We start from the raw sequence: 22,970 nt of genomic DNA, 5'->3' as shown, positions 1-22,970 counted from the left end.
CTTGTGCAGCGCCGGGCCATGCCCGGCATGTAGGTCGATCAGTACGCCGCAGTGATGATCTGCTTCGGGTAGGCATGCGCCTCCAGCTCCGCCACGAAGGCAGCGCCATAGTCGGCGTAGCTGATGCGGCTGTGGCCGCTGGCGTCGGCGAGGAAGGCCTTGGCCTGCACGCGGTACTGGCCACGCTCTTCGCCCGGTCCGATTTCCGCGGCCGGCGAGAAGAACGTCCAGTCGAGGTCGTCTACCGCCTGCAGGCGCTTGAGTGCTTCGCGGTGGGCCAGGGCATAAGGCTTGTACGCCTCCGGGAAATCCGGCGTATCGACCAGCTGGACACCCGGTGCCACTTCCAGGCTGCCGGCACCGCCGACCACGACCAGGCGCGGCACCCCGGCCTTGCGTGCCGCGGCTGCCAGCTGTCCGGCCACTTCGCCGACGCGGCTGATGTCATCGCCCGGACGTGGCCCGTAGGCGCTGGCCAGCACGTCGTGGCCGGCGATGGCCGCGGCCAGCGCGTCGGGATCATCCAGCGCGGCGATCACCGGATGGGCACCGGCCAGCTCCGCCGGCAGGTCCTGCGTGCTGCGCACGATCAGGGTCAATTCGTGGCCGGCGGCCAGCGCGTGGCGCGCGATCTGGCGGCCGATGTTGCCGGTGGCACCGACGAGGGCGATTTTCATGGCGAACTCCGTAAGCAAGGGGAGGGGAAGACGACGGGGCCACTGTAGAACGCTGCAATTGTCCGAAAAACAGCGTATAACGTGCTTGTTTGTTGCATGAATCGAGCAGATGGATCGACTGACCGCCATGACCGTGTTCATCGAGGTGGCCGAGCGCGGCAGCCTCACGGCCGCCGCTGAGGTGCTGGACATGTCGCGGGCGATGGTCACCCGTTACCTCGCCGAGGTGGAGGCGTGGCTGGGGGCGCGCCTGCTGCACCGGACCACGCGCCGGGTCAGCCTGACCGGCCCGGGGGAGGCGGCGCTGGCGCGCTTCCGGCAGATGCTGGAGATCGGCGAGGCGCTGCAGGGCGAACTGGCCAGCGACGATCCCGAACCGCATGGCACGCTGCGGGTGACCGCCAGCGTCTCGTTCGGGCAGAGCCATCTGGCGCGCGCCGTGGCCGACTTCGTCAAGCGCCATCCGGCGGCGCGCATCGAACTGCTGCTGGTCGATCGCACGGTGAATCTGGTCGAGGAGCGGGTGGATCTGGCGGTACGCATCGCCCGGCAGATCGATCCCAGCCTGATCGCGCGACGGCTGGCCACGTGCCGCTCGGTGCTGTGCGCCACGCCCGGTTACCTGGAGGTGCGCGGCACGCCGACCGCCCCGGAACATCTGGCCGCACACAACTGCCTGACCCATCACTACGTGGGCAAGAGCCTGTGGCACCTGCACCGCGACGGACGTTCGCAGTCGGTGGCGGTGGGCGGCAACATCAGCGCCAACGAAGCGTCATTGCTGCTGGAAGCCGTTCGCGCCAGCGCGGGCATCGCGATGCTGCCCACCTACCAGGTGGCGCCGTTGCTGCGCAGTGGCGAGCTGGTGGAACTGCTGCCGGCGTATACCCTGGACGAGCTGGGCATTCATGCGGTGTACGCATCGCGTCGCCAGCAGTCGGCGATCATGCGGCGGTTCCTCGACTTCCTGGGCGAGTGCTTCGCCAGCCCGGCCTTCCAGGACCTGGACTGGCGACCGGCGCGTGTGGAACCTGCATGACATCCCGGTGCGATGCGCACACGGCATACAATGAGCAGCCCCACGTCGTACAGGTGCGTTGCGTGTCGTATCCCTATCCGCTGGTCGTGTTCGACCTCGATGGCACGCTGGTCGACAGCGCCGCCGATATCGCCGAAGCCCTGAACCGCACGCTGGAGGACATCGGCCTGGCCCGTGTGCCGGAAGCCACCGTGCTGGGCTGGATTGGCGACGGTGTCCGCCGGTTGGTCGAGCAGGCCGTGCACGCCGCAGGGCGGCAGGTCGATCTGGCCGAGGTCATGCCGGTGTTCATGGTGCATTACCGTGAGTGCCTGCTGCGCAGCCCACGCCTGTTCGACGGTGTGGCCGAAGCACTGGCGCAGCTGCGGGAACGCGCTGTGCCGCTGGCCATCTGCACCAACAAGCCTGCAGCGCTGGTGCCGCCGCTGCTGCAGCATCTGGGCATCGGCGATGCGTTCGCGCTGGTGCTGGGCGGCGATTCGCTGCCGCAGCGCAAGCCCAGCGGCGAACCACTGCGGCACATCGCGGCACACTTCGGCGTGCCGGTGGATGCATGCCTGATGGTGGGTGATTCGGTGACCGATTACCGCGCGGCGGAAGACGCGGGAATGCCGATCGTGCTGGTGCGCTACGGTTATCCGCGTGGCCTGGACCTGGCCACCGCAGCTGCGGTGGCGGTGATCGACGATCTGCGCGAACTGCCGGGCCTGGCCGCGCGCATCCCGGTATAGCGCCGGGCCTGCGCCCGGCGCGCCTGCTCATTTCGGCTGGTAGCGCACGCTCAGCTGATACTCGCGGCCCGGCTGGTTGAACCACGCCACGGTCTCGTACCTGCGGTCGAACACATTGGTTGCCCGGGCCAGCAGCGACCACGATGGCGTGAGCGCGTACTCGGCGCGCAGATCCAACGTGCCATAGCCGCCGACTTTCACCGTGTTGGCGGCATCGTCATAGCGCTTGCCCGCACCCTGTACGGTCAGGCCGGCACGGAATGCGCCGAAGCGGCGATCCACATCCAGCCGTGCCGTCTGCTGTGCACGGCGCGGCAGCCAGTTGTCGAACTGGCTGCTGCCGTTCGTGCGGTTGCGCGGGTCGGTGTAGCTCAGCTGTGCAGCGATGTCGAAGCCGGCCAGCACGACGCCGCCGGTCAGTTCGGCACCGCGGATGCGCGCCTTCTCCACCTGCTGCATCCTGAAGGTGGCTGCATCGTAGGTGATCAGGTCATCGATGCGGGTCTCGTACACATCCAGGCCCCAGCGCCAGCCCTGGCCCTGCTGCGAAATGCCCAGGTTGGCGCTCTTCGACTTCTCAGGATCCAGTGTCGGCACGCCGCTCCACGGGTCATACAGGTCGCTGAAGGTGGGTGCCTTGAAGGCCGTGCCGTAGCTGGCGTTGATGCGCAGGCCGTGATCCAGCTCCATCGCCCAGCCGATGCTGCCGGTGGCATGGTTGCCGAACTGCTGGTTGTCGTCGTTGCGCGCGCTGGCCTGCAACTGGTGCCGGCCGAAGCGCCCCTGGTACTGCACGAACACACCGGTGTTGCGACGGCTGTCGACACGATAGCCGGCACTGCTGCCGTCCAGGTTGTCCTCACTCCAGTCCACACCGGCACTCAGCAGCTGGCCTTCGGCCACGCCGAAGTCGCCCTGCAGCGACGCGCTGTCACGATGCGTCTGCGCGCTGCCATGCACGCCGTCCGCGCCGACGTTGTCCGATTCGTTGTCACTGCGACCGACGCTGGCGGTCAGCACCAACCGTTCGGCCGGCGTGTAGCGGACCTTGCCGGACAGTACCTGCTGGCGCGTCTCGGAGTAGTTGTAGTAGCCGTCGTAGTGGTTCTGGCCGTCGGCGCGCAGCGCGGTGCCCTCCACCGTCCACTGCTCGTTGAAGTTGTAGCCGCCGCGCAGGCTCTTGGAGAGGTTGCGGTAGCCGTCGCGGTCGGGTTCGTCGGCGAAGCAGCCGGTGAACAGCGTGGCCGAGCCCCGGCAGGCATCGATGCCATCGGAATGCTGGTAGGCGATGTCGGCGCCGAACCAGCCGCGTTCGCTGCTGCCACCGATGCCGCCGCTGGCCTCACGCAGGCCATTGCTGCCACCGCCCAGCTGCAGATGTGGCGCGAAGTCGCCCTGGTTGCGGCGGGTGAAGATCTGGATCACACCGCCGATGGCGTCGGCGCCATACAGGCTGGACTGCGGGCCGCGCACGATCTCCACGCGTTCGATCTGCGCCAGCGGCAGGTCCTGGATCATCGCCAGGCCGAGATCGGCGCTGTTGATGCGCACGCCGTCGACCAGCACCACCGTGTGGCCGGAGTTGGTGCCGCGCAGGAACAGCGAGCTCTGCTTGCCCAGGCCGCCGGCGTTGGTGAGGTTGATGCCGGCGCGGCCACGCAGCAGGTCCTGCAGCGAAGTGGCCTGGCTGGACTCGATCTGCGTCCGGTCGATCACCTGCGCAGGCGCGATGCTGTCCTGCAGGGCGATGGGGGTGCGGGTGGCCGTGACCAGGATGGGATCGAGCGCGCGGGCGCCATCATCGGCCTGGGCCAACGCGGGCAGGGCGGCCAACACGGCCAGGGAAAGCAATCGGGACTGCAGCTTCATCGGGGGACTCCAGGTGCCACGCACGCCCGCGTGGCGAAGGGGAGGAGCCGCGGAGGCAGGCAAGCGCCGATGCCGCAGGCAGTGCTGCGGACATCCAGCGCCATGCCCACCGCATCGCGACCTGAGGCTTCCGGGCCGGTCTCCGGGCTTGCCGCCAGGCGGCGCGAGGCCACCGTCCAGGCGCCTTCCCATGCTGTTGGCACAGTGGCGGTCTTGCCTGGAACTGACGTGCTTACCGTTGCGGGGGCAGCGCCGGCATGGCGTGGGTTCACGCGTCACCGGCTTCCCGTTTCAACCTGCCGGCCATGCCGCAGGTCACCTGGAAGTGCGCGCAGTCTACGGCATCGGCATGCCCGGTGCGGCGCATATGCGGCAATGTCTGTGGAGCTGATGATCCCCAGCCACTAGAATTGCTGCTTGATCCCGTGGTGCCGTTGCCGATGTCCGCCCGTTTTCCGCTGTCCCCGCGTTGCCTGCACAGGACGCATGCATGATCCTCGACCTGGTCCGCCACGCCGGCAACGGTCGCGACGAGTACCTCGATGGCCGCAGCGATCCACCGCAGCTGGCCCGCCTGCCACAGGAACTGGTGGAGGCCTACGCCACGCAGCCCTGGGAGCGGGTGATCAGCTCGCCCCGCCTGCGGTCACTGCACACAGCGATGGCGCTGGCCACCCCGCGCGGGCTGGACGTGGATGCAGACGAGGAGTGGGAAGAACTCGACTTCGGCGACTGGGACGGGCAGGCACTGTTCGACCTGCCGGAGCAGGCGCTGGCGGCATTCCATGCTGATCCGCATGCGTATCCGCCGCCCAACGGCGAAAGCTGGGGGCACTTCGAGCGGCGCATCGCGCGTGCGCTCGACCGCCTGCTCGACGATGACGACCCGCTGCCGACCGTCGTGGTCAGCCACGGTGGCCCGCTGCGCATGGTGCTGTCACAGGTCTGCGGCCTGCCGATGTCGCTGTGCTGGGCGCTGCGCATCGACCACGGTACGCGCCTGCGGGTCAGGCTGGAGCGTGGCGAGGCAGGCCTGGTGGGCGAGCTGCTGGAGTTGCAGCAGCCCTGATCCGGCCGGCGCCGATCAGTCCTCGTCGGCGCTTCCGGCCACGTTTTCTTCTGCGTCGTCGTCTGCGTCGAATCGCTGCTCGTGCACCGGCCCCGAGGCCGGGCCAGCCGCCTTCAGCGGGTGCGCGGCGATGCGCGCTTCGTAGTCCTGCACCAGCGCCTCGCGCTGCGGCTCGCTCAGTTCCTGCCAATGGCAGTCCAGCAGGGCGCCTTCCAGCGAGTAGAGCAGGTTCAGGCTGGGCTTGAAGCCGGCGCGCTTGACCTTGACGAAGGCACCCACCGCGCCGACGGCGGCCAGATCGTCACGGCTGCGCAGACCGACCTGGCGCAGCCACGCCGCACTTTTCGGACCGATGTTGCGCAGCTTCGGCGCACTCATCCCAACGCCTCGACGAAGACGCGCGCGATGGCTTCCAGTCCGGCCTGGTCATCTGCATCGAAGCGACCGGTCTTCGGGCTGTCGATGTCGAAGACTCCGATCAGTTCATCGCCGCGCAGCAGCGGAACGACCAGTTCCGAGCGGGAGGCCGAGTCGCAGGCGATGTGGCCCGGAAAGGCATCGACATCGTCGACGCGCTGGGTCACGCGCTGGCGGGCCGCGGCACCACACACGCCCTTGTCCAGCGGGATGCGCACGCAGGCCGGCAGCCCCTGGAACGGGCCGACCACCAGCTCCTGGCCATCGTAGAGATAGAAGCCCACCCAGTTCAGGTCGGGCAGGGCGTGGAAGACCAGCGCCGAGAGATTGGCCGCGTTGGCGATGCGGTCGGACTCTCCATGGACCAGGCCACGGGCCTGTTCAAGCAGCTGGGCGTATTGTTCCGGCTTGCTGCCGGTAAGCGAGGCATTGGCGAACATGACCGCAGTCTAGCAAGCGTGCCGGGCCAGCGATAATGCACGCTCTGTTGCCCCGCTGGAGCCTTTGATGCCGTTGCCCGCTGCCCTGCCATCCGCGCTGTTCGTCACCGGCACCGATACCGAGATCGGCAAGACGGCGGCCAGCACCGCGCTGCTGCACGCCCTGCGCCGGCGTGGCCTGCGAGCGGTCGGAATGAAGCCTGTGGCCAGTGGCAGCCAGGATCTGGGGCAGGGCCTGCGCAACGAGGATGCGCTGGCGCTGCAGGCGGCCAGTCGGCCGGTGCCGGACTACGTCGACGTGAATCCCTATGCCCTGCGGCAGCCGATCGCTCCCGAACTGGCGGCGGCCGAGGACGGGGTGGACATCGCCCTGGCACCGATCGTCGCCGCGCTCGAGCGCCTGCGTGCCACCGCCGACGTGGTGGTGGTGGAAGGCGTAGGGGGATGGCTGGCGCCGGTCTCCGTCCACCTGGATCAGCTCGACATCGTGCGGGCACTGCGTCTGCCGGTCGTGCTGGTGGTCGGCCTGCGGCTGGGCTGCGTCAATCACGCGAGGTTGACCGCGCACTCCTTGCAGGCCAGCGGCGTGGAGTGCCTGGGCTGGATCGGCAATCACATCGATCCGGCCATGCAGCGCCAGGACGAGAACGTGGCCACGCTGGTGCAGCGGTTGCCGATGCCATGCTGGGGACGGCTGCCGCACCTGCCGGGCGCCGATGCTCAGGCGCTGGCGATGCACCTGCATGAGGGCTGAGTTCCCGTAGAGCGGAGCCTGCGACCCGCTGCGATCAACCGGCCGCGAGCTCCCGCGCGAGGGCGCCCAGGCGCTCCACGGCAGCGATGAAACGTGCGTCGAAGGTCTGGCAGCACGACAGCCGCAGGCAGTGCCGGTAGCGCGGACCGCGCGAATACACCTGGCCGGGCATGAACACGATGCCCTCTTCCAGCGCCCGCTCGAACAGTGCGCGGGTGTCCACGCCCGGCAGTTCCAGCCACAGCAGGAAGCCACCCTGTGGTTCCGTGGCGCGTGTGCCAGGCGGGAAATGCTCGGCCACGAGCTGGCGCAGCCGTCCCACCTGCTCGCGATACAGGCGCCGCATGCGGTGCAGGTGATGTTCGTATCCGCTCCCTTCCAGGTACGCGGCCACGGCATCACCCAGCAGCTGCGGCTCGCCGCCCGTGGACTGGAACTTCAGCAGGGCGATACGTTCAGCGAAGCGCCCGCCGTCGAGCCAGCCGATGCGATAGTCCGGGGCCAGCGTCTTCGAGAAACCGCCGACCACCATCACCCAGCCGTCGCGGTCAAAGGCCTTCAGCAGCGGCGCAGGTGGCTCGCAGAACTGCAGTTCCGCGTACACGGCATCCTCGATCAGCGGCAGCTGCCGCGCGTTGACCAGCTCGGCAAGACGCTGCTTGGCCGCCACCGGCATGGTGCAGCCCAATGGATTGTGCACGGTCGGCATCAGCACCAGCGCGGCCAGCGGTGTGTGCTCCAGCATCGCCTCCAACGCATCGACGTCCAGGCCCTGTTGCGGATGCGTCGGCAGTTCGATGGCCTGCAGGCCCAGGTTGGCCAGCAGCGGATACAGGTTGAAGTACGACGGTGCTTCGATACCCACTGAATCGCCGGGCTGGGTCACCGCACGCAGTGCCAGCTGCAGCGCCTCCATCGCACCGTGGGTCAGCAGCAGGCGATCGCTGTGCGTGTGCAGGCCCATGCGCGGGCCGCGCCGCACGATCTGCGCCAGCAGCCGCGGCGAGCCATTGGGGCGTGCGTAGGTTTCGACCGTCTGCTGGCCGTGGCGCAATACCTGGGCGGTGTGCCGGGCCAGCTGGGCGCCAGGATAGAACTGGCGCCCGCGTGGCCCGGCGAAGGCGAGGTCGATCACCCCGGAACGGCGTTGCGCCTCCAGCACGCGTGCCATCAGCACCTGCTGCAACGGCGCGGTGGGGGCCGACGGCGCATCGCGCAGCGACCGTTGCGGCACTGACAGTCGCGGCGCCACTTCGAAACCTGCCTTTGGCCGCGGAACCACCAGGCCGGCGTCTTCCAGCTGGCGGTAGGCGGCGATCACCGTATTGAGGCTGAGCTGACGCTGTGCTGCCATCTGCCGCAGCGATGGCAGGCGGCTGCCGACCGGCAGGCGCCCTCCCTGGATGGCCTCGGCCAGCTCATCGGACAGCCGCTGGTAGCGAGGAGCGGACGCGCTGCTGCATTGATCTGTATCCATCGGTTCCGGTCGCATCTGGTGCTGTACCCATGAGGATTCCGAGCCTAGCATGTCCTCGTCGGCAGGGCCTGATCGGTGCCCGCCGATATTTCAAGGGCGCGCGGCTGGATGGCCGCGCGCCCCTTTTTTTGCATGGGCTGGCGCACCATGCAGTCAACGCATCGGCACCAGCACCGGATCCCGGCGATACAGGGCAGGGAATTGCCTGCCCAGTGCCGCCAGCTTCGGAGCATCGTAGTAGCGGATGTAGGCCGCCTGCGGATAGTTGCTCATGTAGTTCTGGTGGTAGCTCTCGGCCGGATAGAAGCGCTGGCCGCTCCCCACCTGGGTGACGATGGGCGCGCGATAGCTTCCGGCCTGGCCCAGCTGGGTGATGTAGGCACGGCTGGCCGCCTGCTGGCGCGGGTCATCGACGAAGATCGCCGAGCGGTACTGGCTGCCATGGTCCGGGCCTTGCCGGTCGAGCTGGGTCGGGTCATGCACCACCGAGAAGAACACCTGCATCAGCTGGCCGTAGCTCACCTGGCGCGGGTCGTAGTCGACCTTCACCGCCTCGGCGTGGCCGGTGCGTCCGCTGCTGACACGCTCATAGCGCGCATCCGCCGCGCTGCCGCCGACGTAGCCCGAGACTGCGTTGCTCACGCCCTTGACGTGCTGGAACACCCCCTGCACGCCCCAGAAGCAGCCGCCGGCAAACACTACGCTGGCGTGCGTGCCGTCATCGCGGAATGCGGCTTCACCGGTGGGCGCAGGCAACACCTGCACCTGTGCGCTGCGCTCGAGCGGCGCGGCGATGGCACCGTGATCAACCAGCAGTACCCCGGCAATCAGTGCGGTAGCGACCAGCCCGGCAATGCCGGCGGCGATCCCCTGTTCGAACGAAATCTTCATCGTGTCCTCCCGGATCAACCGAAGGTGAAGGCGTAGGCCTGGGCGCCGGCATCGAGGAATTCGATCTCGAAGCGGTGTGGCGCGACGGCGCCGCGCTGGCGCACCAGCTGGTACAGACGGTGTTCGTCGATCACGCCGCTGCCATCGCTGCCAACGTCGCTGCCGGCGTCGGCCGCGGGCAACGGCCGACCATCCAGCCAGACGCGGAAGCGCACCGGCGTGCCGTCCTGGCGTGGCGCGAGCACCAGATGCAGATCGCGGGCATGGAACTGGAAGGCGATGCGTCCTCCAGGCTGCTGCAGCCGTGCCGCCTCGTCGTCGATGATCCAGCGGCCGGACAGGCCCCACTGGTTCAGCGCCAGCGCGGGTGGCAGCGCGTAGTCGAATGCCGTGTCCGCACGTTGCCCGCCTGGCGAGGCGAACTGCTCGGCGCGCGCATGCCCCAGGTAGGTCTCCGGCGAGCGCAGGTTGCCCATGTCCGCCTGCGCGGCCACGCCCTTCAGGTCCGCTGCGGCCGGATCGGCCGGCGGTGGCAGCCGGGTCTGGCCGGCTTCGGCCAGCAGGCGGCGGATCACCTGCTCCGAACGCGCATAGTTGCCCTCGCCGAACTGATGGCCGCGGATGTTGCCCTGCGCATCGACGAAGTAGTGGGCGGGCCAGTAGCGGTTGTTGAACGCACGCCAGATCGCGTACTGGTTGTCCAGCGCGACGGGATAGTCGACCTTCAACTGCTGCACGGCCTTCATGACGTTGCGCGGGTCGCGTTCGAAGGCGAACTCGGGGGTGTGCACACCGATCACCACCAGGCCGTGATCGCGGTAGCGCCGCTGCCACTCGTGCACGAACGGCATCGCACGCAGGCAGTTGATGCAGGAATAGGTCCAGAAGTCGATCAGAACCACCTTGCCGCGCAGCTGGGCGGCGTCCAGCGGTGGGCTGTTGAGCCAGCCGGTGGCGCCGTCCAGGGCGGGCAGTGTGCCTTCCACCGGCAGCGGTGCCTCGCTGCCTGCAGTGGCCGGGCCCATCATCATCGGTGGAGCGGAAGGCTGCGCGCCGGGTACCGCATCGAGCAGGCCCTGCTCGATACGCGCGGTGCTGACGGTGGACAGCCGGGTCAGCAGGCCGGTGTCCCAGCCCAGGGCAATGGCCACGACCGCCAGCAGCGCAGCGACGCCGAGCACGCGGCGGAGCAGATTGCCCAGCCCCAGCCGTGCCTGCAGGGCGCGGAACACCCGGCCGCCGATCCAGACCGCCAATGCCAGCGCGGTGATCGCTCCCAGCGCGTAGGCAAGCAGCAGCGTACTGGTGCTGGCGCTGGCGCCATGCAGCGCAGCCCCGGTCAGTACCAGGCCAAGGATCGGGCCCGCGCACGGGGCCCACAGCAGGCCGGTGGCGATGCCGATCAGCAGCGATGTCCAGGCACCGCCGCGCCCGGCGGCATCGGCAGCGTCCGCGCGTGCGCTCAACCGCGCGCCGACACGCTGCAACGGCGCCAGCAGATGGTCTGCCAGTGCGGGCCACAGCAACGCCACCGCGAACAGCGCCATCAGCAGCAGGGCGATCCAGCGACCGATCTGGTTGGCCTGCGCCACCCACTGGCTGCCGACCGCCGCCAGGCTGGCGACGAGGGTGAAGGTCAGCGCCATGCCCAGCAGCAGCGGCAGGGTGCTGCGCAGGAACGGGCGGTCAGCACGCGCGAATACGAACGGCAGCACCGGCAGGATGCAGGGGCTGAGCAGGGTCAGCACACCGCCAAGATAGGCAAGCAGCAACAGCAGCATCATCGGGCTCCAGAAGCAGGGGACGATCCCACCGGCACGCGCCAGCCCGCATCGCTGTCATGCGCGGCAGGTCCGGGCTGGAAGGCCAGCGCCGCGCCGTTCATGCAGTAGCGCAGGCCGGTAGGGCGTGGGCCGTCGTTGAAGACATGGCCCAGATGGCCGCCGCAGCGGCGGCAATGCACTTCCACCCGCAGCATGCCAAAGGTGACGTCGCGGTCCTCACCGATAGCGTTGTGCAACGGTGCCCAGAAGCTGGGCCAGCCAGTACCGCTCTCGAACTTGGTGGACGAAGAGAACAGCGGCAGCGCACAGCCGGCACAGGTGAACGTGCCTTGCCGATGTTCCTTGTTGAGCGGGCTGCTCCAAGGGCGTTCGGTCGCCTGCTGGCGCAGCACTGCGTACTGGGCCGGGGTCAGCCGCTGGCGCCAGTCAGCATCACTGCGCATGATCTCGAACTGTCGCGCAGGGCGCGTTTCTGCTGCCGCTGGCGCGGCGCGGCTGCAGGCCCCGAGACCGAGCAGGCCGGCGGTGGTGGCGATACCGCCCAGACCCAGCAGATGGCGGCGGGTGAGGGGCATGGCGGACTCCGGGAAGGGGCGACGGGGCCATGCTGCGCCTGCTCCGGTCAACGAATCCTCACGCAGGATTCAATTTTTCGTGAGGTATCGGCGGCGATCCCGCGCCACAATGCGCTCAGCCTCCCCCCTGGCCCGAGCTGCCGATGTCCCCGAAACGTGTCCTGATCGTTGAAGACGATGCCCACATCGCCGACCTGCTGCGCATGCACCTGGGCGATGAGGGGTATGAGGTCGCCCACGCCGACAGCGGTGATGGCGGGCTGCGCCTGCTCGAACAGGAAGGCCCGTGGGACGCGCTGGTGCTGGACGTGATGCTGCCCGGTGTCGATGGCCTGCAGGTCTGCCAGCGCGCACGGGCGATGGCGCGCTATGTCCCGATCATCATCATCAGTGCACGCGGCAGCGAAACCCAGCGCATCGTCGGCCTGGAACTCGGCGCCGACGATTATCTGGCCAAGCCATTCTCCATGCCGGAGCTGGTGGCGCGCGTGCGTGCCCTGCTGCGTCGCGCCGAGGCCATGGCGCAGAACGCCCGCATCGATGCCGGTGCCATCGAGCTGGGAGGACTGCAGCTGGATCCGGTCGCGCGTACTGCCGACGTGGATGGCAGGCCGCTGGAACTGACGCCGCGCGAGTTCGACCTGCTGCTGTTCTTCGCACGCCATCCCGGCCAGGTGTTCGCGCGGATGGAACTGCTCAACCAGGTCTGGGGCTACCAGCACGATGGCTATGAGCATACGGTCAATACCCACATCAACCGCCTGCGCAGCAAGATCGAAACCGATCCGGCCAACCCGCGGCGGCTGCTGACGGTCTGGGGCCGGGGCTACAAGCTGGTGGACCCGGCCGGGGCGGCGGCATGATCCGGCCGAACCTGTGGCAGAAGCTGGCCGCGGTGATCGCGGCGCTGATGCTGATGTGCTGCATGGCCCTGCTGGCGCTGCAGATGCGCTCGAACACACGGCACGAGCAGGAAGTCGTGCAGCGGCTGTCGCTGGGGCTGGCCGAGCACATCGCGCAGCGCAGTGAGCTGATGGATACCAGCGGCATGCGCGATGCGGCGGTGCGTGCGCTGTTCGGGCAACTGATGGCGGTCAATCCCAGCGTCGAGGTGTACCTGCTGGACGACCAGGGCCGCATTCTCGGCCACGACGCACCCAGCGGGCACCTGATGCGCAACCGCGTGGACGTGGCACCGCTGCGCCGGCTGCTGGCGGGCGCGCCGCTGCCGATCCTGGGCGACGATCCGCGCAGTAGGGAGGGTCGCAAGGTGTTCAGCGTGGCGCCGCTGGTGGTGCAGGGGCGGCAGGCCGGCTACGTCTACGTGGTGCTGGTGGGCGAGCACCGGCAGATGCTCGCCGACGACCTCGCCGCCAGCAACCAGTGGAACACGACCTTGTGGTCGGTGATGCTGGTGGGCAGCCTGGGCCTGCTGGCCGGGCTGGTGGCGTTCTACTGGGTGACCCGGCCGCTGCGCCGCCTGACACGTCGCATCCAGGCATTCGACATCGATGCGCCGACGCCGCTGCCGCCGCCCGGCCCGCTGCGGCCGGGTGAGCGCGATGAACTGGTCATCCTCGAACATGCACATGCGCAGATGGCGCAGCGGTTGGGGGAGCAGTGGCAGCAGCTGCGCCAGCAGGACCTGCAGCGGCGCGAGCTGGTGGCCAACATTTCGCATGATCTGCGCACGCCGTTGTCTTCACTGCATGGCTACCTTGAGACGATGGCGTTGAAGGACGCGACGCTGTCGCCGGAGGAGCGCCGGCGCTATCTCGGCATTGCCCTGGCGCAGAGTGCGAAGGTCGGGCGATTGGCGCGCGCGCTGTTCGAGCTGGCACGCCTGGAACACGGCGAGGTGCGGCTGGAGTGGGAGGTGTTCGCGCTGCCCGAGCTGCTGCAGGACGTGCTGCAGAAGTTCGAGCTGGCGGCGCAGGCGCGCGGCCAGCAGTTGCACGCGGATTTCCCGCAGGGGTTGCCGCTGGTACGTGCGGACCTGGGTCTGGTGGAGCGGGTGCTGACCAACCTGCTCGACAACGCCCTGCGCCATGCGCCGGAGGGAGGGCGGATCGAGGTGCGGCTGCGCGCGGTGGCTGACAGCGTGGAGGTGATCGTCTCTGATGACGGTCCCGGCGTTGCTGCTGCGGTGCGTGCGCAGCTGTTCCAGGCGCCTGCTGCGTTGGGGGCGCGACGGGGCGAGAACGGTGGCCTGGGGCTGCTGATCGTGCAGCGTATCGTGCAGCTGCATGGCCGCAGCATCGCGCTGCGCGACAGTGAGGCAGGGGCGACGTTCGTGTTCGAGCTGCCGCGGGCGGAGTCGGCGGCGGTGGCCTAGGCGCAGCTGGTTTCCGGGTGGCGGTGTTTGCCCCTTCGCGCAGGTATGTGCGTTTTTCCGTGTGGTGCCGGGTGGATGCCCTTGCGTGCGAATGTCCCCCGGCGCCGGCCGGTGGCCGTCACCTCCTCCTTTACTTCGCACGCAAGGGCATCCACCCGGCGTGCAGGGGTTATCGGTGCGCAGAGGTGCGAAAATGCGCCGGGGACATTTGCCCACACGTTGCGGGCCGGCGCGAGGCCTTTGCGCTCGCGATCTGCTCGGGCGAAGACGCGCATCTGCACGCAGGCGAGGAATAAAAAAAGACCCGGCAGAGGGAGGGATCTGCCGGGTCCGGATTGCATGGGGGGAGGGACCCATGCAATGAGCGAAAGCGTCGCGTCAGGGCGTGTGGCCGGTCGCGTCCGCTGTTGATTCGTTGTAGCCCTGCACCAGCTCGGACCAGGAGCGTCCAGCCTGCAGGCCAAGACCGACCACGTCCTGCTGGGCCTGCCCAAACCGCTGCAGGTTGTCCTGCCAAAGCTGAGCGCCCTGCGACAGCAATCCGGCCGGATCTTCGCTTCGTGCCAGCTCGCCGAGCCAGCCACCGGTCGCGGTCAGGTTGCGTTCCAGTGCCTTCAGCTGCACGCCGAACATGCTTTCAGCGTTCTCCAGCGCCAACCGGTTCGCGCGCGTTGCGGCGGCGGCCAGCTGGCGGGTGGCATCACTGAAGCGATCGCTGAAGGCGGCGGTCATGGGCGTCAGGAAAGGACTTGATGCATTGCAGCATACGCCGATGATGCCGCATTGCAACAAAAATCATAAAGGCGCCCAAGGCGCCTTTAGAAATCTTTGGATATCAATGAGTTGTTCAGGTGCTGGGGCCCCGGTACCGGCAGCCGGAGGTGCAGGTCTCGTGGACCGTGATCTCGCTCAGCGCCGGCAGCGCGGGCTTGAGTTCGTTCCAGATCCACACCGCCAGGTTCTCGCTGGTCGGGTTTTCCAGGCCGGGGATGTCATTCAGGTAGTGGTGGTCCAGGCGTTCGTAGATCGGCTGGAAGGCCGCCTTCACGTCCCCGAAATCCATGATCCAGCCGGTCTGCGCGCCGGGTTCGCCCTCGACCTTCAGTTCCACCCGGAAGGAGTGGCCATGCAGGCGCGCGCACTTGTGCCCGGGCGGTACGTTCGGGAGGCGGTGGGCCGCCTCAAGCATGAAGACTTTGAAGATTTCCATGAGCGGATTGTACGCCGCTGCTGTCGCATCCGACCGGGATCGCGTCGGCCTCGAAGTGGGGTGACTATTTCCATCCGGATGAAGAGATGTTAGCTTCTCTTATATCCGTATGAAGAGATGTTATTGGTCGGGCCCCGGCCAGTCATGGATTACTGCGGAACTTCGTCGCCCTACCACCACCCCACACATCGTCATGCCCCAGCACACCCTGCTCGTGGCGGCCCTGGCCGCCGCTCTGGCCGCGCCATTGTCCGCCGCCGCCGAAACCACCGCTGCCGCCAGTGGCGAAGCCAGTACCCTGGCCGCCGTCCGCGTCACCGGTTCCAACATCAAGCGCGCCGATACCGAGGCGTCCAACCCGGTGCAGGTGATCGGCCGCCAGCAGCTGGAACAGACCGGCAAGGCCACCGTCGCCGATGTGCTGCGCTCGATCTCCGCCAACACCGGCAATGCCAACAACGAGACCACCAACAACGGCTGGGCCTCCGGCTCGGCCAGCATCGGCCTGCGCGGCCTGTCTCCGAAGAACACACTGGTGCTGCTCAACGGCCGTCGCGTGGCGAACTACGGCTTCCCGGCCGGTGGCCTGTCCGATACCTTCGTCGACCTCAATACCCTGCCGCTGGTCGCGGTCGAGCGCATCGAAGTGCTCAAGGATGGTGCTTCGGCGGTGTACGGCTCCGATGCCGTGGCCGGCGTGGTCAACATCATCACCCGCCAGAACTTCGAAGGTGCCGAGATCGGTGGCAGCTTCGGAGGCGCCGACCAAGGGGGCCTGCGCGAGCAGAACCTGAAGTTCGTCGGTGGCCTCGGTGATCTGGACAGCGATGGCTACAACATCCTGTTCAGTCTGCAGGGCTACAACCGCGATCGCCTGGACCAGGACGAGCGCGATCTGACCAAGAGCGGCATCTACACCGACCTGCCGGGCGGGCGCTGGAACGGCTGGTCAGCCAAGGGGGCGCGCTATCTGATCAATGGCGTGTCCGTGCCGATGCTCGACGCCAATGGCAACTGCCCCACCGGGACCACGCGCGTTGCGAGCGCTCCGATCGACGGCCTGGCTGGCGACACCTGCGGCTTCAACCAGGCGCCGTACACCACGCTGATTCCATCCACGAAGCGCTACCAGGCCTATGCCAACGGCACCTTCCGCCTGGGCGACAACGTCGAAGCGTTCGGTGAAGTGCTGTACAGCCAGATCAAGAGCGCGGCCTGGTTCGGCAGCAGCCCGTTCTTCACCCTGGAAAGCGGCCGCTTCGCCCTGAATGCCGAGACCGGCCTGGCCGAGCCGGTGTCGTCGCAGCTGCCGGCGGGCAATCCGTACAATCCGTACGGGCGTGCCGTGCCGATCGAGTACACGTTCTTCGATCTCGGCGGCACCATCAAGACCAACCGCTCCACCGCCTATCGCGGCGTGTTCGGCCTGCGCGGCACCACCGCCAACTGGGACTGGGAAGTGGCGGCGTTCGGTGCGCGCAGCAGCGAGCGTGAGACCGTCTCGGGCGGCTTCGCCAACCGCTGGGCGCTGGCCGATGCGCTGGCCAGCGGCAGCTACAATCTGCTCGACCCAGCGGCCACCCCGCAGTCGGTGCGTGATGCGATCAACATCGCTACGCTGCGTCCGGCCGAATCGAAGCTGCAGGGTGTCGATGCGAAGATCTCGGGCAGCCTGGGCCGCACCTGGGCCGGTGACATCGGCTTTGCCGCCGGCGCCGAGTGGCGCCGCGAGAAGCTCGATTCGAACAACCCCTGGCAGATCGATGCCGGCCTGCAGGTGCGTCCGGCCATCGCCGAGGTGCACGGCGAGCGCCAGGTCAGCGCTGCGTACGCGGAAGTGAACGTGCCGCTGGCCTCGACCCTGGAACTGTCCGCCGCTGCGCGCGCCGATCACTACGATGACTTCGGCGATGCGTTCTCGCCGAAGCTCGGACTGCGCTGGCAACCGCTGGACTTCCTGCTGGTGCGCGCGTCGGCCTCGAAGGGCTTCCGTGCGCCCTCGCTGTCGGAGAACTCCAACAGCACCAGCATCTCCTACGGCAGCGTGGTCGATCCGCGTGACCCGGATGTGCCGGGCTCGCGGCAGAGCCCGACGTTCTTCACCGTGGGCAACAGTGACCTGAAGCCGGAGCGCACCCGGAGCGTGAACTTCGGCGTGGTGCTGTCACCGTGGGCGAACACCAATCTGAGTGTCGATTACTACCGTATCCAGCTCGACAACCTGGTCGGCACCAACAACACCCAGACGCTGATCAACGACAACGTTGCCGGTGCCGTGCAGCGCGATGAGCGCGGCAAGCTGCAGGCCGTCTACAACCGCTACCAGAACCTGAGCGAGCTGAAGACATCGGGCATCGACGTGGAACTGCGCCAGCGCATCCCGACGGCGCGCCTCGGAGATTTCACCCTGTCTTCGGCCTACACCCACGTCCGTGACTACCGCCGTCCGACCGTGGTCGGTGGGCCCCTGGTCGACTACGCCGGCAGCAACCTCGGCGCCACCCTGCCCAAGGACAAGGCCACCACCACGCTGGACTGGAAGTACGGCGACTTCAACGCGGCGGTGACCTGGTACTACACCAGCAGCTATCGGCAGGAAGCCAGTACCGCCGCCAAGGCCGTGCAGCAGCGTGTCGGCAGCTACAGCCAGTACGACCTGTACCTGGGGTACACCGGCATCGACAGCCTGACCCTGTACGCCAAGGTGCAGAACCTGGGTGACAAGACGCCGCCCTACGATGCGTCGTTCCCGGGCATCCGTGCGCCGTATGACTTCACCCAGTATGACCTGCGGGGTCGCTACTTCACGCTGGGCTTCGACTACCGCTTCTGATCCAACGCCGTGGCCGGTCACCTGCCGTGACCGGCCACGTTGCCCTCTGCCGTCCTGTTTCCGGGGAGTCACCGTGTCCTTCCACCGCCGTGCCGTTCTTCCGTTGCTGATCGCCGCTGCCAGCGCAGTGTTCCCCGCGTTGTCCGCGCAGGCGCAGAGCGCCTATTTCTTCCCGCAGGCCAGCAAGGCCGGCGCGTTCGACAGCGCCATTCCCACGCCGGAGCAGTTCCTCGGCTATCCGATCGGCAGCCGCTACACCCGCCACGACCAGTTGGTCGCCTATTTCGAGGAACTGGCCAGGCATTCGGACAGGATCCGCGTCCAGCACATTGGACGCAGCTATGAAGGCCGCCCCCTGCTGATTGCCACCATCACCGCGGCCAGCAACCAGGCGCGGTTGGAACAGATCCGCCAGCAGCACGCGACCCTGGTCGATCCGGCACAACCGCGCAGCGCAGCCGGTGACAGCCCGGTGGTGGTCTGGCTGGGCTACAGTGTGCACGGCAATGAAACCTCCAGCGGCGAAGCGGCGATGCTCACCGCGTATTACCTGGTGGCCAATCGCAGCAGTGAAACCCAGCAATGGCTGCAGCAGGCGGTGGTGCTGTTCGACCCGGCGCAGAATCCGGACGGACGCGACCGTGCCGCCAACTGGCACAACGCCTGGGCATCGGACCCGGCCTCGGCCGATCCGGCTGACAAGGAGCATGTCGAGCCGTTCCCGCAGGGCCGCACCAACCATTACTTCACCGATCTCAACCGCGACTGGCTGGCGCTGACCCAGCAGGATTCGCGGCCGAAGGTGGCCGCCTTCCACCAGTGGTACCCGAACGTGCAGATCGACTTCCACGAGATGGGCAAGGACAGCACGTACTACTTCGAGCCTTCGCCGAAGAGCATGCACAGCCCGTTGATCCCGGCTGCCTCCTACGAGTTCAACAGGACGCTGGCCACGTACCACGCACAGGCGCTGGACGCACTGGGGTCGCTGTACTACACGGGGGAGAACTTCGACAACTTCTCGCCGGTGTATGGCTCGACCTATCCGGACTTCCATGGCGCGGTCGGTGTCACCGTCGAGCAGGCCAGTTCGCGGGGACGGGTGCAGGAGTCGGTGAACGGGCTGCTGACCTTCCCGTTCACCATCCGCAACCAGGTCGCCACCGGCCTGGGCACGGTGCGCGGTGCGGTGGCCGAGCGCAGTGGCCTGTTCGATCTGCAGAAGACCTTCTTCCAGAGCGCATTGAAGCAGGCCGCGCAGCAGCCGCAGAAGACCTTCGTGTTCGGCGACGCGCATGATCCGGCGTTGACCCGGCGCCTGCTTGAACTGCTGCTCCTGCACCGGATCGAGGTACGCGCGCTGGATCGCGATGTCACCGTCGAGGGGAAGCGCTTCCAGGCAGGCAGTGCCTATGTCGTGCCCGTGCAGCAGGCGCAGTTCCGCCTGGTGCACTCGATCTTCGCCGAGACGCCGCCGATCAAGGGCGACGTGTTCTATGGCAGCACCAGCTACGCCATTGCGCCAGCCTACGGCGTGGCCTTCGCCGGCAGCCGCAGCCGCATCGACGGCGGTGCACAGGTGAGCGAGCTGCCACCACTGCAGGGCGCGGTCGTCGGCGGCCAGGCGGGGTTCGCCTATGCCATCGACTGGCGTGACTACAACGCCAGCCGTGCGTTGGCCGAGCTGCAGGGCAGGGGATTGGCCGCGCGCGCTGCATTCCAGCCGTTCACCGCCGGAACCGCACAGGGCGACGTGGATTTCGCGGCCGGCAGCATCGTCATTCCCGTTGCCGGCCAGCCACTGCAGGGAGCGGCCCTGCTCGACGCGGTGGCCGCGGCGGCACGTGCTTCGGGCGTACAGGTGCATGCGTTGTCGAGTGGCCGCAGCCGCGAGGGCATCGATCTCGGCAGCGATGGCGTGAAGGCACTGCGCAAGCCGGCCGTGGCACTGGTGATGGGCGAAGGCGTGGCGGCCACCGAGATCGGATCGGCCTGGTTCCTGCTGGACCAGCACCTGCACCTGCCGGCCAGCAAGCTGGATCCGCAGCAGCTGGGCAAGGTTCCGCTGGATCGCTACACCACCCTCGTGTTGTCCGGTGGCACCTACAACAGTGTCGATGCGACTGCCGTGGCCGCACTGAAGCGCTGGGTGCAGGCCGGCGGCTCGCTGGTGACCTATGGCAGCGCGTCGAAGTGGGCGATCGAACAGAAGCTCGCCGATGGCGAGAAGACCGGCAAGGACGAAGAGGCCGGCGACGAAAACCGTCGCGCCTTCGGTGACCAGCGCGATATCGCCGCGATCGAGCGGGTGAGCGGCAACATCCTCAGCGCCGATGTCGATACCAGCCATCCCCTGGCGTTCGGCGTGCCGGGCCGGCAGCTGGCGGTGAACAAGGAAAACAGCGTGACGCTGCAGCCGAGTGCGAATCCGTTCTCGACGGTGGTGCGCATCGACGCGTCACCACGGGTCAACGGTTACCTGTCCGAGCGCAATCGTGCGCGGGTGGCAGGCAGTGCGTGGCTGCTGGTGTCGGCCCAGGGAAAGGGCAACGTGGTGCTGTTCGCCGATGATCCGGCACACCGCAAGTACTGGCATGGCACGGATCGACTGCTGATCAATGCGATCTTCTTCGGGAATCTGGCGAATCCGGCGAAAGCACGCGGATGAGGCGTCTGGCGCCTTGATTGATGCGCGGGCAACAAAAAGGGACGGCGCGCGAGCGCCGTCCCCGATGTAAGGCCTCCCGCGCAGCGGGACGCCCTCATTCCTGTCAGTCAGGATCAGCCGGCGCGACCGCCGCCGCCCTGGCCGCGGCCACGACCACCGCCGTTGCCGCCTCCGCCACGACGCTGGCCCTGACCAGCGCCGGCACGCTGCTGGCCGTTGCTACCGCCCTCACGACGGCCACCACCGGCCTTCTTCGGGCCGGCGTGGGCATGGCGCGGCGCATCGCCGTGCGGACGTCGCGCGTGGCTCTTGCGCGGGGCGCGCTCGCCGGTGTCGTGCTCGGCCTTGCCCGGTGCACTGTTGCCCCAGCGGATCGGCACCTGCAGCTCGAAGCCCGGCACATCGCGGATGTCCATGTCGCGTCCGAGCAGGCGCACGATTGCGCGCAGCAGCTTGACCTCGTCCTGCGCCACCAGCGAGATCGCCTGGCCGGTGGAGCCGTTGCGGCCGGTGCGGCCGATGCGGTGCACGTAATCCTCGGCGACCATCGGCAGGTCGAAGTTGATCACCTTCGGCAGCTCGTTGATGTCGATGCCTCGCGCCGCGATGTCGGTGGCCACCAGCACGGTCACGCGACCGGCCTTGAAGTCACCCAGCGCACGCAGGCGCTGGCCCTGGCTCTTGTTGCCATGGATCGCCGCGGTCTTGATGCCCGACTTCTCCAGGAACGCGGCCAGCTTGTCGCTGCCGTGCTTGGTCCGGGCGAACACCAGGGTCTGCTCACGGCTGTCCTGTGCCAGCAGGTGCAGCAGCAGGTCGCGCTTGCGGCCGGCGTCGACCGGATGCACGCGATGGGTGATGGTCTCGGCCACGGTGTTCTTCGGCGTCACCTGGATCTGTTCCGGGTTGCGCATGAACTCCAGCGCCAGCTGGCGGATGTTGTCCTCGAACGTGGCCGAGAACAGCAGGGTCTGACGGTTCTGCTTGGGCAGCTTGGCCAGGATGCGCTTGATCGACGGCAGGAAGCCCATGTCCAGCATGCGATCCGCTTCGTCCAGCACCAGCAGTTCGATGCCGGACAGGTCGATGCTGCGACGCTCCAGGTGATCGATCAGGCGGCCCGGGCAGGCCACCAGCAGGTCCACGCCACGGCGCAGGATGTCCAGCTGGTTGCCCATGCCGACGCCGCCGTAGATGCAGGCGCTGGGGATGCGCAGATACTTGCTGTAGCCGCGCAGGCTGTCATGCACCTGGGTGGCCAGCTCGCGGGTCGGGGCCAGGATCAGTGCGCGCGGCTTGCGCGGGCCACCGCCACGCACTTCCTGCGGCGCGGTGCCCAGATGCTGCAGCAGCGGCAGGCCGAAGGCTGCGGTCTTGCCGGTACCGGTCTGTGCGCCGGCCAGCAGGTCGCGACCGGCCAGCGCCAGCGGGATCGCCTGCTGCTGGATCGGGGTCGGGTTTTCGTAGCCCTGCTCGGCCAGCGCACGCAGCAGGAAGGGCGCCAGGCCCAGCGATTCAAAAGACATCGAGTGTGCTCCAAGTACAAGAAACGCCTGTCCGAATGGACAGACGGGGGCAGATCAAACTGATCGGCTGACTCGGAGCGTTCCCGTGAACCGCGCTGCGAGAATTGGGTGCAGCCGGCACGAAGCGCAGGCTGGAATGCGTGACGAACGGCGTCGGAGTGGGGGCGGGCGAAGAGGGCGGACCCTGGTCGCCGGCGATCCCGGAGGGAAACGGACGGCCGCTGCAGACTCCGCAAGTCTAAACGATGTTTGAGACTTCACGCAAAAAGGCCTGTTCAGGTAAGGGTTCTCTCTGCAGGGCTGCGCCCTGCACCCGCAGAGGCCGAAGCCACGTCAACGTCAACGTCAAAAGCGGGCTTCCTGAAGGTAGGCGGGGTGGGTCCGGTTGCGGGAGACGCCGTAAACCCGTCCCTTGGGGCTTGGCCGCGGCATCCATGCCGCGGACACTCCCGCAACCGGACCCACCCCGCCTTCGACAGTTTCCTGCGAACTGGCGGAACGGATCTGACCCCCGTTTGGATTTCGATATCCGGAAGATTTCATCCACGCGTGGGGTGGAACTACTTCCCTTCCCGGGTAAATGTTCATTGGTGGGGGGGTTTGGGGTGGCAGGACCGTTGGCGCCATGGATGGCGCCATCGAGCCCCCATGGATGGGTTTACGGCGTGTCCTGCA

At 67.7% G+C, this 22,970-nt stretch carries 19 protein-coding genes and 1 riboswitch; of the genes, 8 read left to right on the top strand and 11 right to left on the bottom strand.

The window, feature by feature from the left end; genetic code table 11:
* Positions 1 to 38: 38 nt before the first annotated feature.
* Entirely contained in the window at positions 39 to 677 is a 639-nt protein-coding gene (locus ACVOJ1_RS10735; RefSeq protein WP_065175377.1) for an NAD(P)-dependent oxidoreductase, read from the bottom strand.
* A gap of 109 nt (positions 678 to 786) precedes the next feature.
* Between ACVOJ1_RS10735 and ACVOJ1_RS10730 the strand changes: the two genes are divergently transcribed.
* Positions 787 to 1,716, top strand: coding sequence for a LysR family transcriptional regulator (locus tag ACVOJ1_RS10730; RefSeq protein WP_065175376.1), 930 nt, complete (start codon positions 787 to 789; stop codon positions 1,714 to 1,716).
* Between the two features lie 62 nt (positions 1,717 to 1,778).
* A complete protein-coding gene (gph, locus tag ACVOJ1_RS10725; protein ID WP_346480398.1) occupies positions 1,779 to 2,447 on the top strand; it encodes a phosphoglycolate phosphatase in 669 nt (222 codons plus the stop codon).
* A 27-nt stretch (positions 2,448 to 2,474) separates the two neighbouring features.
* Here the strand turns inward: gph and btuB are convergent, their stop codons facing one another.
* The gene (gene btuB / locus ACVOJ1_RS10720; RefSeq protein WP_346480397.1) at positions 2,475 to 4,316 is read right to left on the bottom strand and encodes a TonB-dependent vitamin B12 receptor; all 1,842 of its coding nucleotides are present in this window, start codon (positions 4,314 to 4,316) and stop codon (positions 2,475 to 2,477) included.
* A gap of 116 nt (positions 4,317 to 4,432) precedes the next feature.
* Positions 4,433 to 4,654: riboswitch (cobalamin riboswitch) on the bottom strand.
* A 152-nt stretch (positions 4,655 to 4,806) separates the two neighbouring features.
* Between btuB and ACVOJ1_RS10715 the strand changes: the two genes are divergently transcribed.
* Entirely contained in the window at positions 4,807 to 5,385 is a 579-nt protein-coding gene (locus tag ACVOJ1_RS10715) for a histidine phosphatase family protein (RefSeq protein ID WP_065175373.1), read from the top strand.
* 15 nt (positions 5,386 to 5,400) lie between these two features.
* Here the strand turns inward: ACVOJ1_RS10715 and ACVOJ1_RS10710 are convergent, their stop codons facing one another.
* Together ACVOJ1_RS10710 and ACVOJ1_RS10705 are read right to left on the bottom strand one after the other, a co-directional pair.
* The gene (locus tag ACVOJ1_RS10710; protein WP_180875786.1) at positions 5,401 to 5,763 is read right to left on the bottom strand and encodes a TfoX/Sxy family protein; all 363 of its coding nucleotides are present in this window, start codon (positions 5,761 to 5,763) and stop codon (positions 5,401 to 5,403) included.
* Positions 5,760 to 6,242, bottom strand: coding sequence for a GAF domain-containing protein (locus ACVOJ1_RS10705; RefSeq protein ID WP_053518280.1), 483 nt, complete (start codon positions 6,240 to 6,242; stop codon positions 5,760 to 5,762). Before ACVOJ1_RS10705 ends, ACVOJ1_RS10710 begins: the two co-directional genes overlap by 4 nt.
* 67 nt (positions 6,243 to 6,309) lie before the next feature.
* Here ACVOJ1_RS10705 and bioD point away from each other — a divergent pair, with 67 nt between their 5' ends.
* Entirely contained in the window at positions 6,310 to 6,996 is a 687-nt protein-coding gene (gene bioD, locus ACVOJ1_RS10700) for a dethiobiotin synthase (protein ID WP_346480396.1), read from the top strand.
* 34 nt (positions 6,997 to 7,030) lie between these two features.
* Here the strand turns inward: bioD and ACVOJ1_RS10695 are convergent, their stop codons facing one another.
* From ACVOJ1_RS10695 to msrB, 4 genes are all read right to left on the bottom strand, one after another.
* A complete protein-coding gene (locus ACVOJ1_RS10695) occupies positions 7,031 to 8,473 on the bottom strand; it encodes an aminotransferase-like domain-containing protein (protein WP_322523364.1) in 1,443 nt (480 codons plus the stop codon).
* Between the two features lie 153 nt (positions 8,474 to 8,626).
* Positions 8,627 to 9,364: a peptide-methionine (S)-S-oxide reductase MsrA gene (gene msrA / locus ACVOJ1_RS10690; protein WP_053518286.1), complete on the bottom strand. Its 738-nt coding sequence runs from the start codon at positions 9,362 to 9,364 to the stop codon at positions 8,627 to 8,629.
* 14 nt (positions 9,365 to 9,378) lie between these two features.
* Positions 9,379 to 11,145 carry a cytochrome c biogenesis protein DipZ gene (locus tag ACVOJ1_RS10685; RefSeq protein WP_346480395.1) on the bottom strand — a complete coding sequence of 589 codons (1,767 nt, stop codon included), beginning with the start codon at positions 11,143 to 11,145 and terminating at the stop codon, positions 9,379 to 9,381.
* Positions 11,145 to 11,723, bottom strand: a complete 579-nt coding sequence (gene msrB / locus ACVOJ1_RS10680) for a peptide-methionine (R)-S-oxide reductase MsrB (protein ID WP_053518289.1) — start codon at positions 11,721 to 11,723, stop codon at positions 11,145 to 11,147. The genes ACVOJ1_RS10685 and msrB overlap by 1 nt, the downstream gene beginning before the upstream one ends.
* A gap of 143 nt (positions 11,724 to 11,866) precedes the next feature.
* Between msrB and ACVOJ1_RS10675 the strand changes: the two genes are divergently transcribed.
* Both ACVOJ1_RS10675 and ACVOJ1_RS10670 read left to right on the top strand, forming a co-directional pair.
* Positions 11,867 to 12,586 carry a response regulator transcription factor gene (locus ACVOJ1_RS10675; protein ID WP_065182516.1) on the top strand — a complete coding sequence of 240 codons (720 nt, stop codon included), beginning with the start codon at positions 11,867 to 11,869 and terminating at the stop codon, positions 12,584 to 12,586.
* Entirely contained in the window at positions 12,583 to 14,058 is a 1,476-nt protein-coding gene (locus ACVOJ1_RS10670; protein WP_346480394.1) for a sensor histidine kinase, read from the top strand. Before ACVOJ1_RS10675 ends, ACVOJ1_RS10670 begins: the two co-directional genes overlap by 4 nt.
* Before the next feature lie 378 nt (positions 14,059 to 14,436).
* On the opposite strand, the gene ACVOJ1_RS10665 is transcribed toward ACVOJ1_RS10670, so the two are convergent.
* Positions 14,437 to 14,790, bottom strand: a complete 354-nt coding sequence (locus ACVOJ1_RS10665) for a phasin family protein (protein WP_262101484.1) — start codon at positions 14,788 to 14,790, stop codon at positions 14,437 to 14,439.
* 115 nt (positions 14,791 to 14,905) lie between these two features.
* On the bottom strand, positions 14,906 to 15,268 hold the full coding sequence (gene queD, locus ACVOJ1_RS10660; RefSeq protein ID WP_065175366.1) for a 6-carboxytetrahydropterin synthase QueD: 363 nt from the start codon (positions 15,266 to 15,268) through the stop codon (positions 14,906 to 14,908).
* 193 nt (positions 15,269 to 15,461) lie between these two features.
* Between queD and ACVOJ1_RS10655 the strand changes: the two genes are divergently transcribed.
* Positions 15,462 to 18,101 carry a TonB-dependent receptor plug domain-containing protein gene (locus ACVOJ1_RS10655; RefSeq protein ID WP_197600654.1) on the top strand — a complete coding sequence of 880 codons (2,640 nt, stop codon included), beginning with the start codon at positions 15,462 to 15,464 and terminating at the stop codon, positions 18,099 to 18,101.
* A gap of 73 nt (positions 18,102 to 18,174) precedes the next feature.
* The gene (locus tag ACVOJ1_RS10650) at positions 18,175 to 20,769 is read left to right on the top strand and encodes a M14 family zinc carboxypeptidase (RefSeq protein ID WP_346480393.1); all 2,595 of its coding nucleotides are present in this window, start codon (positions 18,175 to 18,177) and stop codon (positions 20,767 to 20,769) included.
* Between the two features lie 113 nt (positions 20,770 to 20,882).
* Here ACVOJ1_RS10650 and ACVOJ1_RS10645 read toward each other — a convergent pair whose 3' ends face one another.
* A complete protein-coding gene (locus tag ACVOJ1_RS10645; protein WP_193396952.1) occupies positions 20,883 to 22,295 on the bottom strand; it encodes a DEAD/DEAH box helicase in 1,413 nt (470 codons plus the stop codon).
* Positions 22,296 to 22,970 lie beyond the last annotated feature (675 nt).

The organism is Stenotrophomonas sp. STEN225 (assembly GCF_056756445.1).
This window is presented reverse-complemented; position numbering and strand designations above follow the sequence as displayed.

Bases quoted from the DNA above. Each gene is read 5' to 3' on its own strand.
- ACVOJ1_RS10675 (WP_065182516.1), top strand. From the start codon at position 11,867: ATGTCCCCGAAACGTGTCCTGATCGTTGAAGACGATGCCCACATCGCC.
- msrA (WP_053518286.1), bottom strand. From the start codon at position 9,364: ATGAAGATTTCGTTCGAACAGGGGATCGCCGCCGGCATTGCCGGGCTG.
- ACVOJ1_RS10655 (WP_197600654.1), top strand. From the start codon at position 15,462: ATGCCCCAGCACACCCTGCTCGTGGCGGCCCTGGCCGCCGCTCTGGCC.
- msrB (WP_053518289.1), bottom strand. From the start codon at position 11,723: ATGCCCCTCACCCGCCGCCATCTGCTGGGTCTGGGCGGTATCGCCACC.
- ACVOJ1_RS10685 (WP_346480395.1), bottom strand. From the start codon at position 11,145: ATGCTGCTGTTGCTGCTTGCCTATCTTGGCGGTGTGCTGACCCTGCTC.
- ACVOJ1_RS10695 (WP_322523364.1), bottom strand. From the start codon at position 8,473: ATGGATACAGATCAATGCAGCAGCGCGTCCGCTCCTCGCTACCAGCGG.
- queD (WP_065175366.1), bottom strand. From the start codon at position 15,268: ATGGAAATCTTCAAAGTCTTCATGCTTGAGGCGGCCCACCGCCTCCCG.
- bioD (WP_346480396.1), top strand. From the start codon at position 6,310: ATGCCGTTGCCCGCTGCCCTGCCATCCGCGCTGTTCGTCACCGGCACC.
- ACVOJ1_RS10670 (WP_346480394.1), top strand. From the start codon at position 12,583: ATGATCCGGCCGAACCTGTGGCAGAAGCTGGCCGCGGTGATCGCGGCG.
- ACVOJ1_RS10665 (WP_262101484.1), bottom strand. From the start codon at position 14,790: ATGACCGCCGCCTTCAGCGATCGCTTCAGTGATGCCACCCGCCAGCTG.
- ACVOJ1_RS10645 (WP_193396952.1), bottom strand. From the start codon at position 22,295: ATGTCTTTTGAATCGCTGGGCCTGGCGCCCTTCCTGCTGCGTGCGCTG.
- ACVOJ1_RS10705 (WP_053518280.1), bottom strand. From the start codon at position 6,242: ATGTTCGCCAATGCCTCGCTTACCGGCAGCAAGCCGGAACAATACGCC.
- ACVOJ1_RS10735 (WP_065175377.1), bottom strand. From the start codon at position 677: ATGAAAATCGCCCTCGTCGGTGCCACCGGCAACATCGGCCGCCAGATC.
- ACVOJ1_RS10730 (WP_065175376.1), top strand. From the start codon at position 787: ATGGATCGACTGACCGCCATGACCGTGTTCATCGAGGTGGCCGAGCGC.
- ACVOJ1_RS10715 (WP_065175373.1), top strand. From the start codon at position 4,807: ATGATCCTCGACCTGGTCCGCCACGCCGGCAACGGTCGCGACGAGTAC.
- ACVOJ1_RS10710 (WP_180875786.1), bottom strand. From the start codon at position 5,763: ATGAGTGCGCCGAAGCTGCGCAACATCGGTCCGAAAAGTGCGGCGTGG.
- btuB (WP_346480397.1), bottom strand. From the start codon at position 4,316: ATGAAGCTGCAGTCCCGATTGCTTTCCCTGGCCGTGTTGGCCGCCCTG.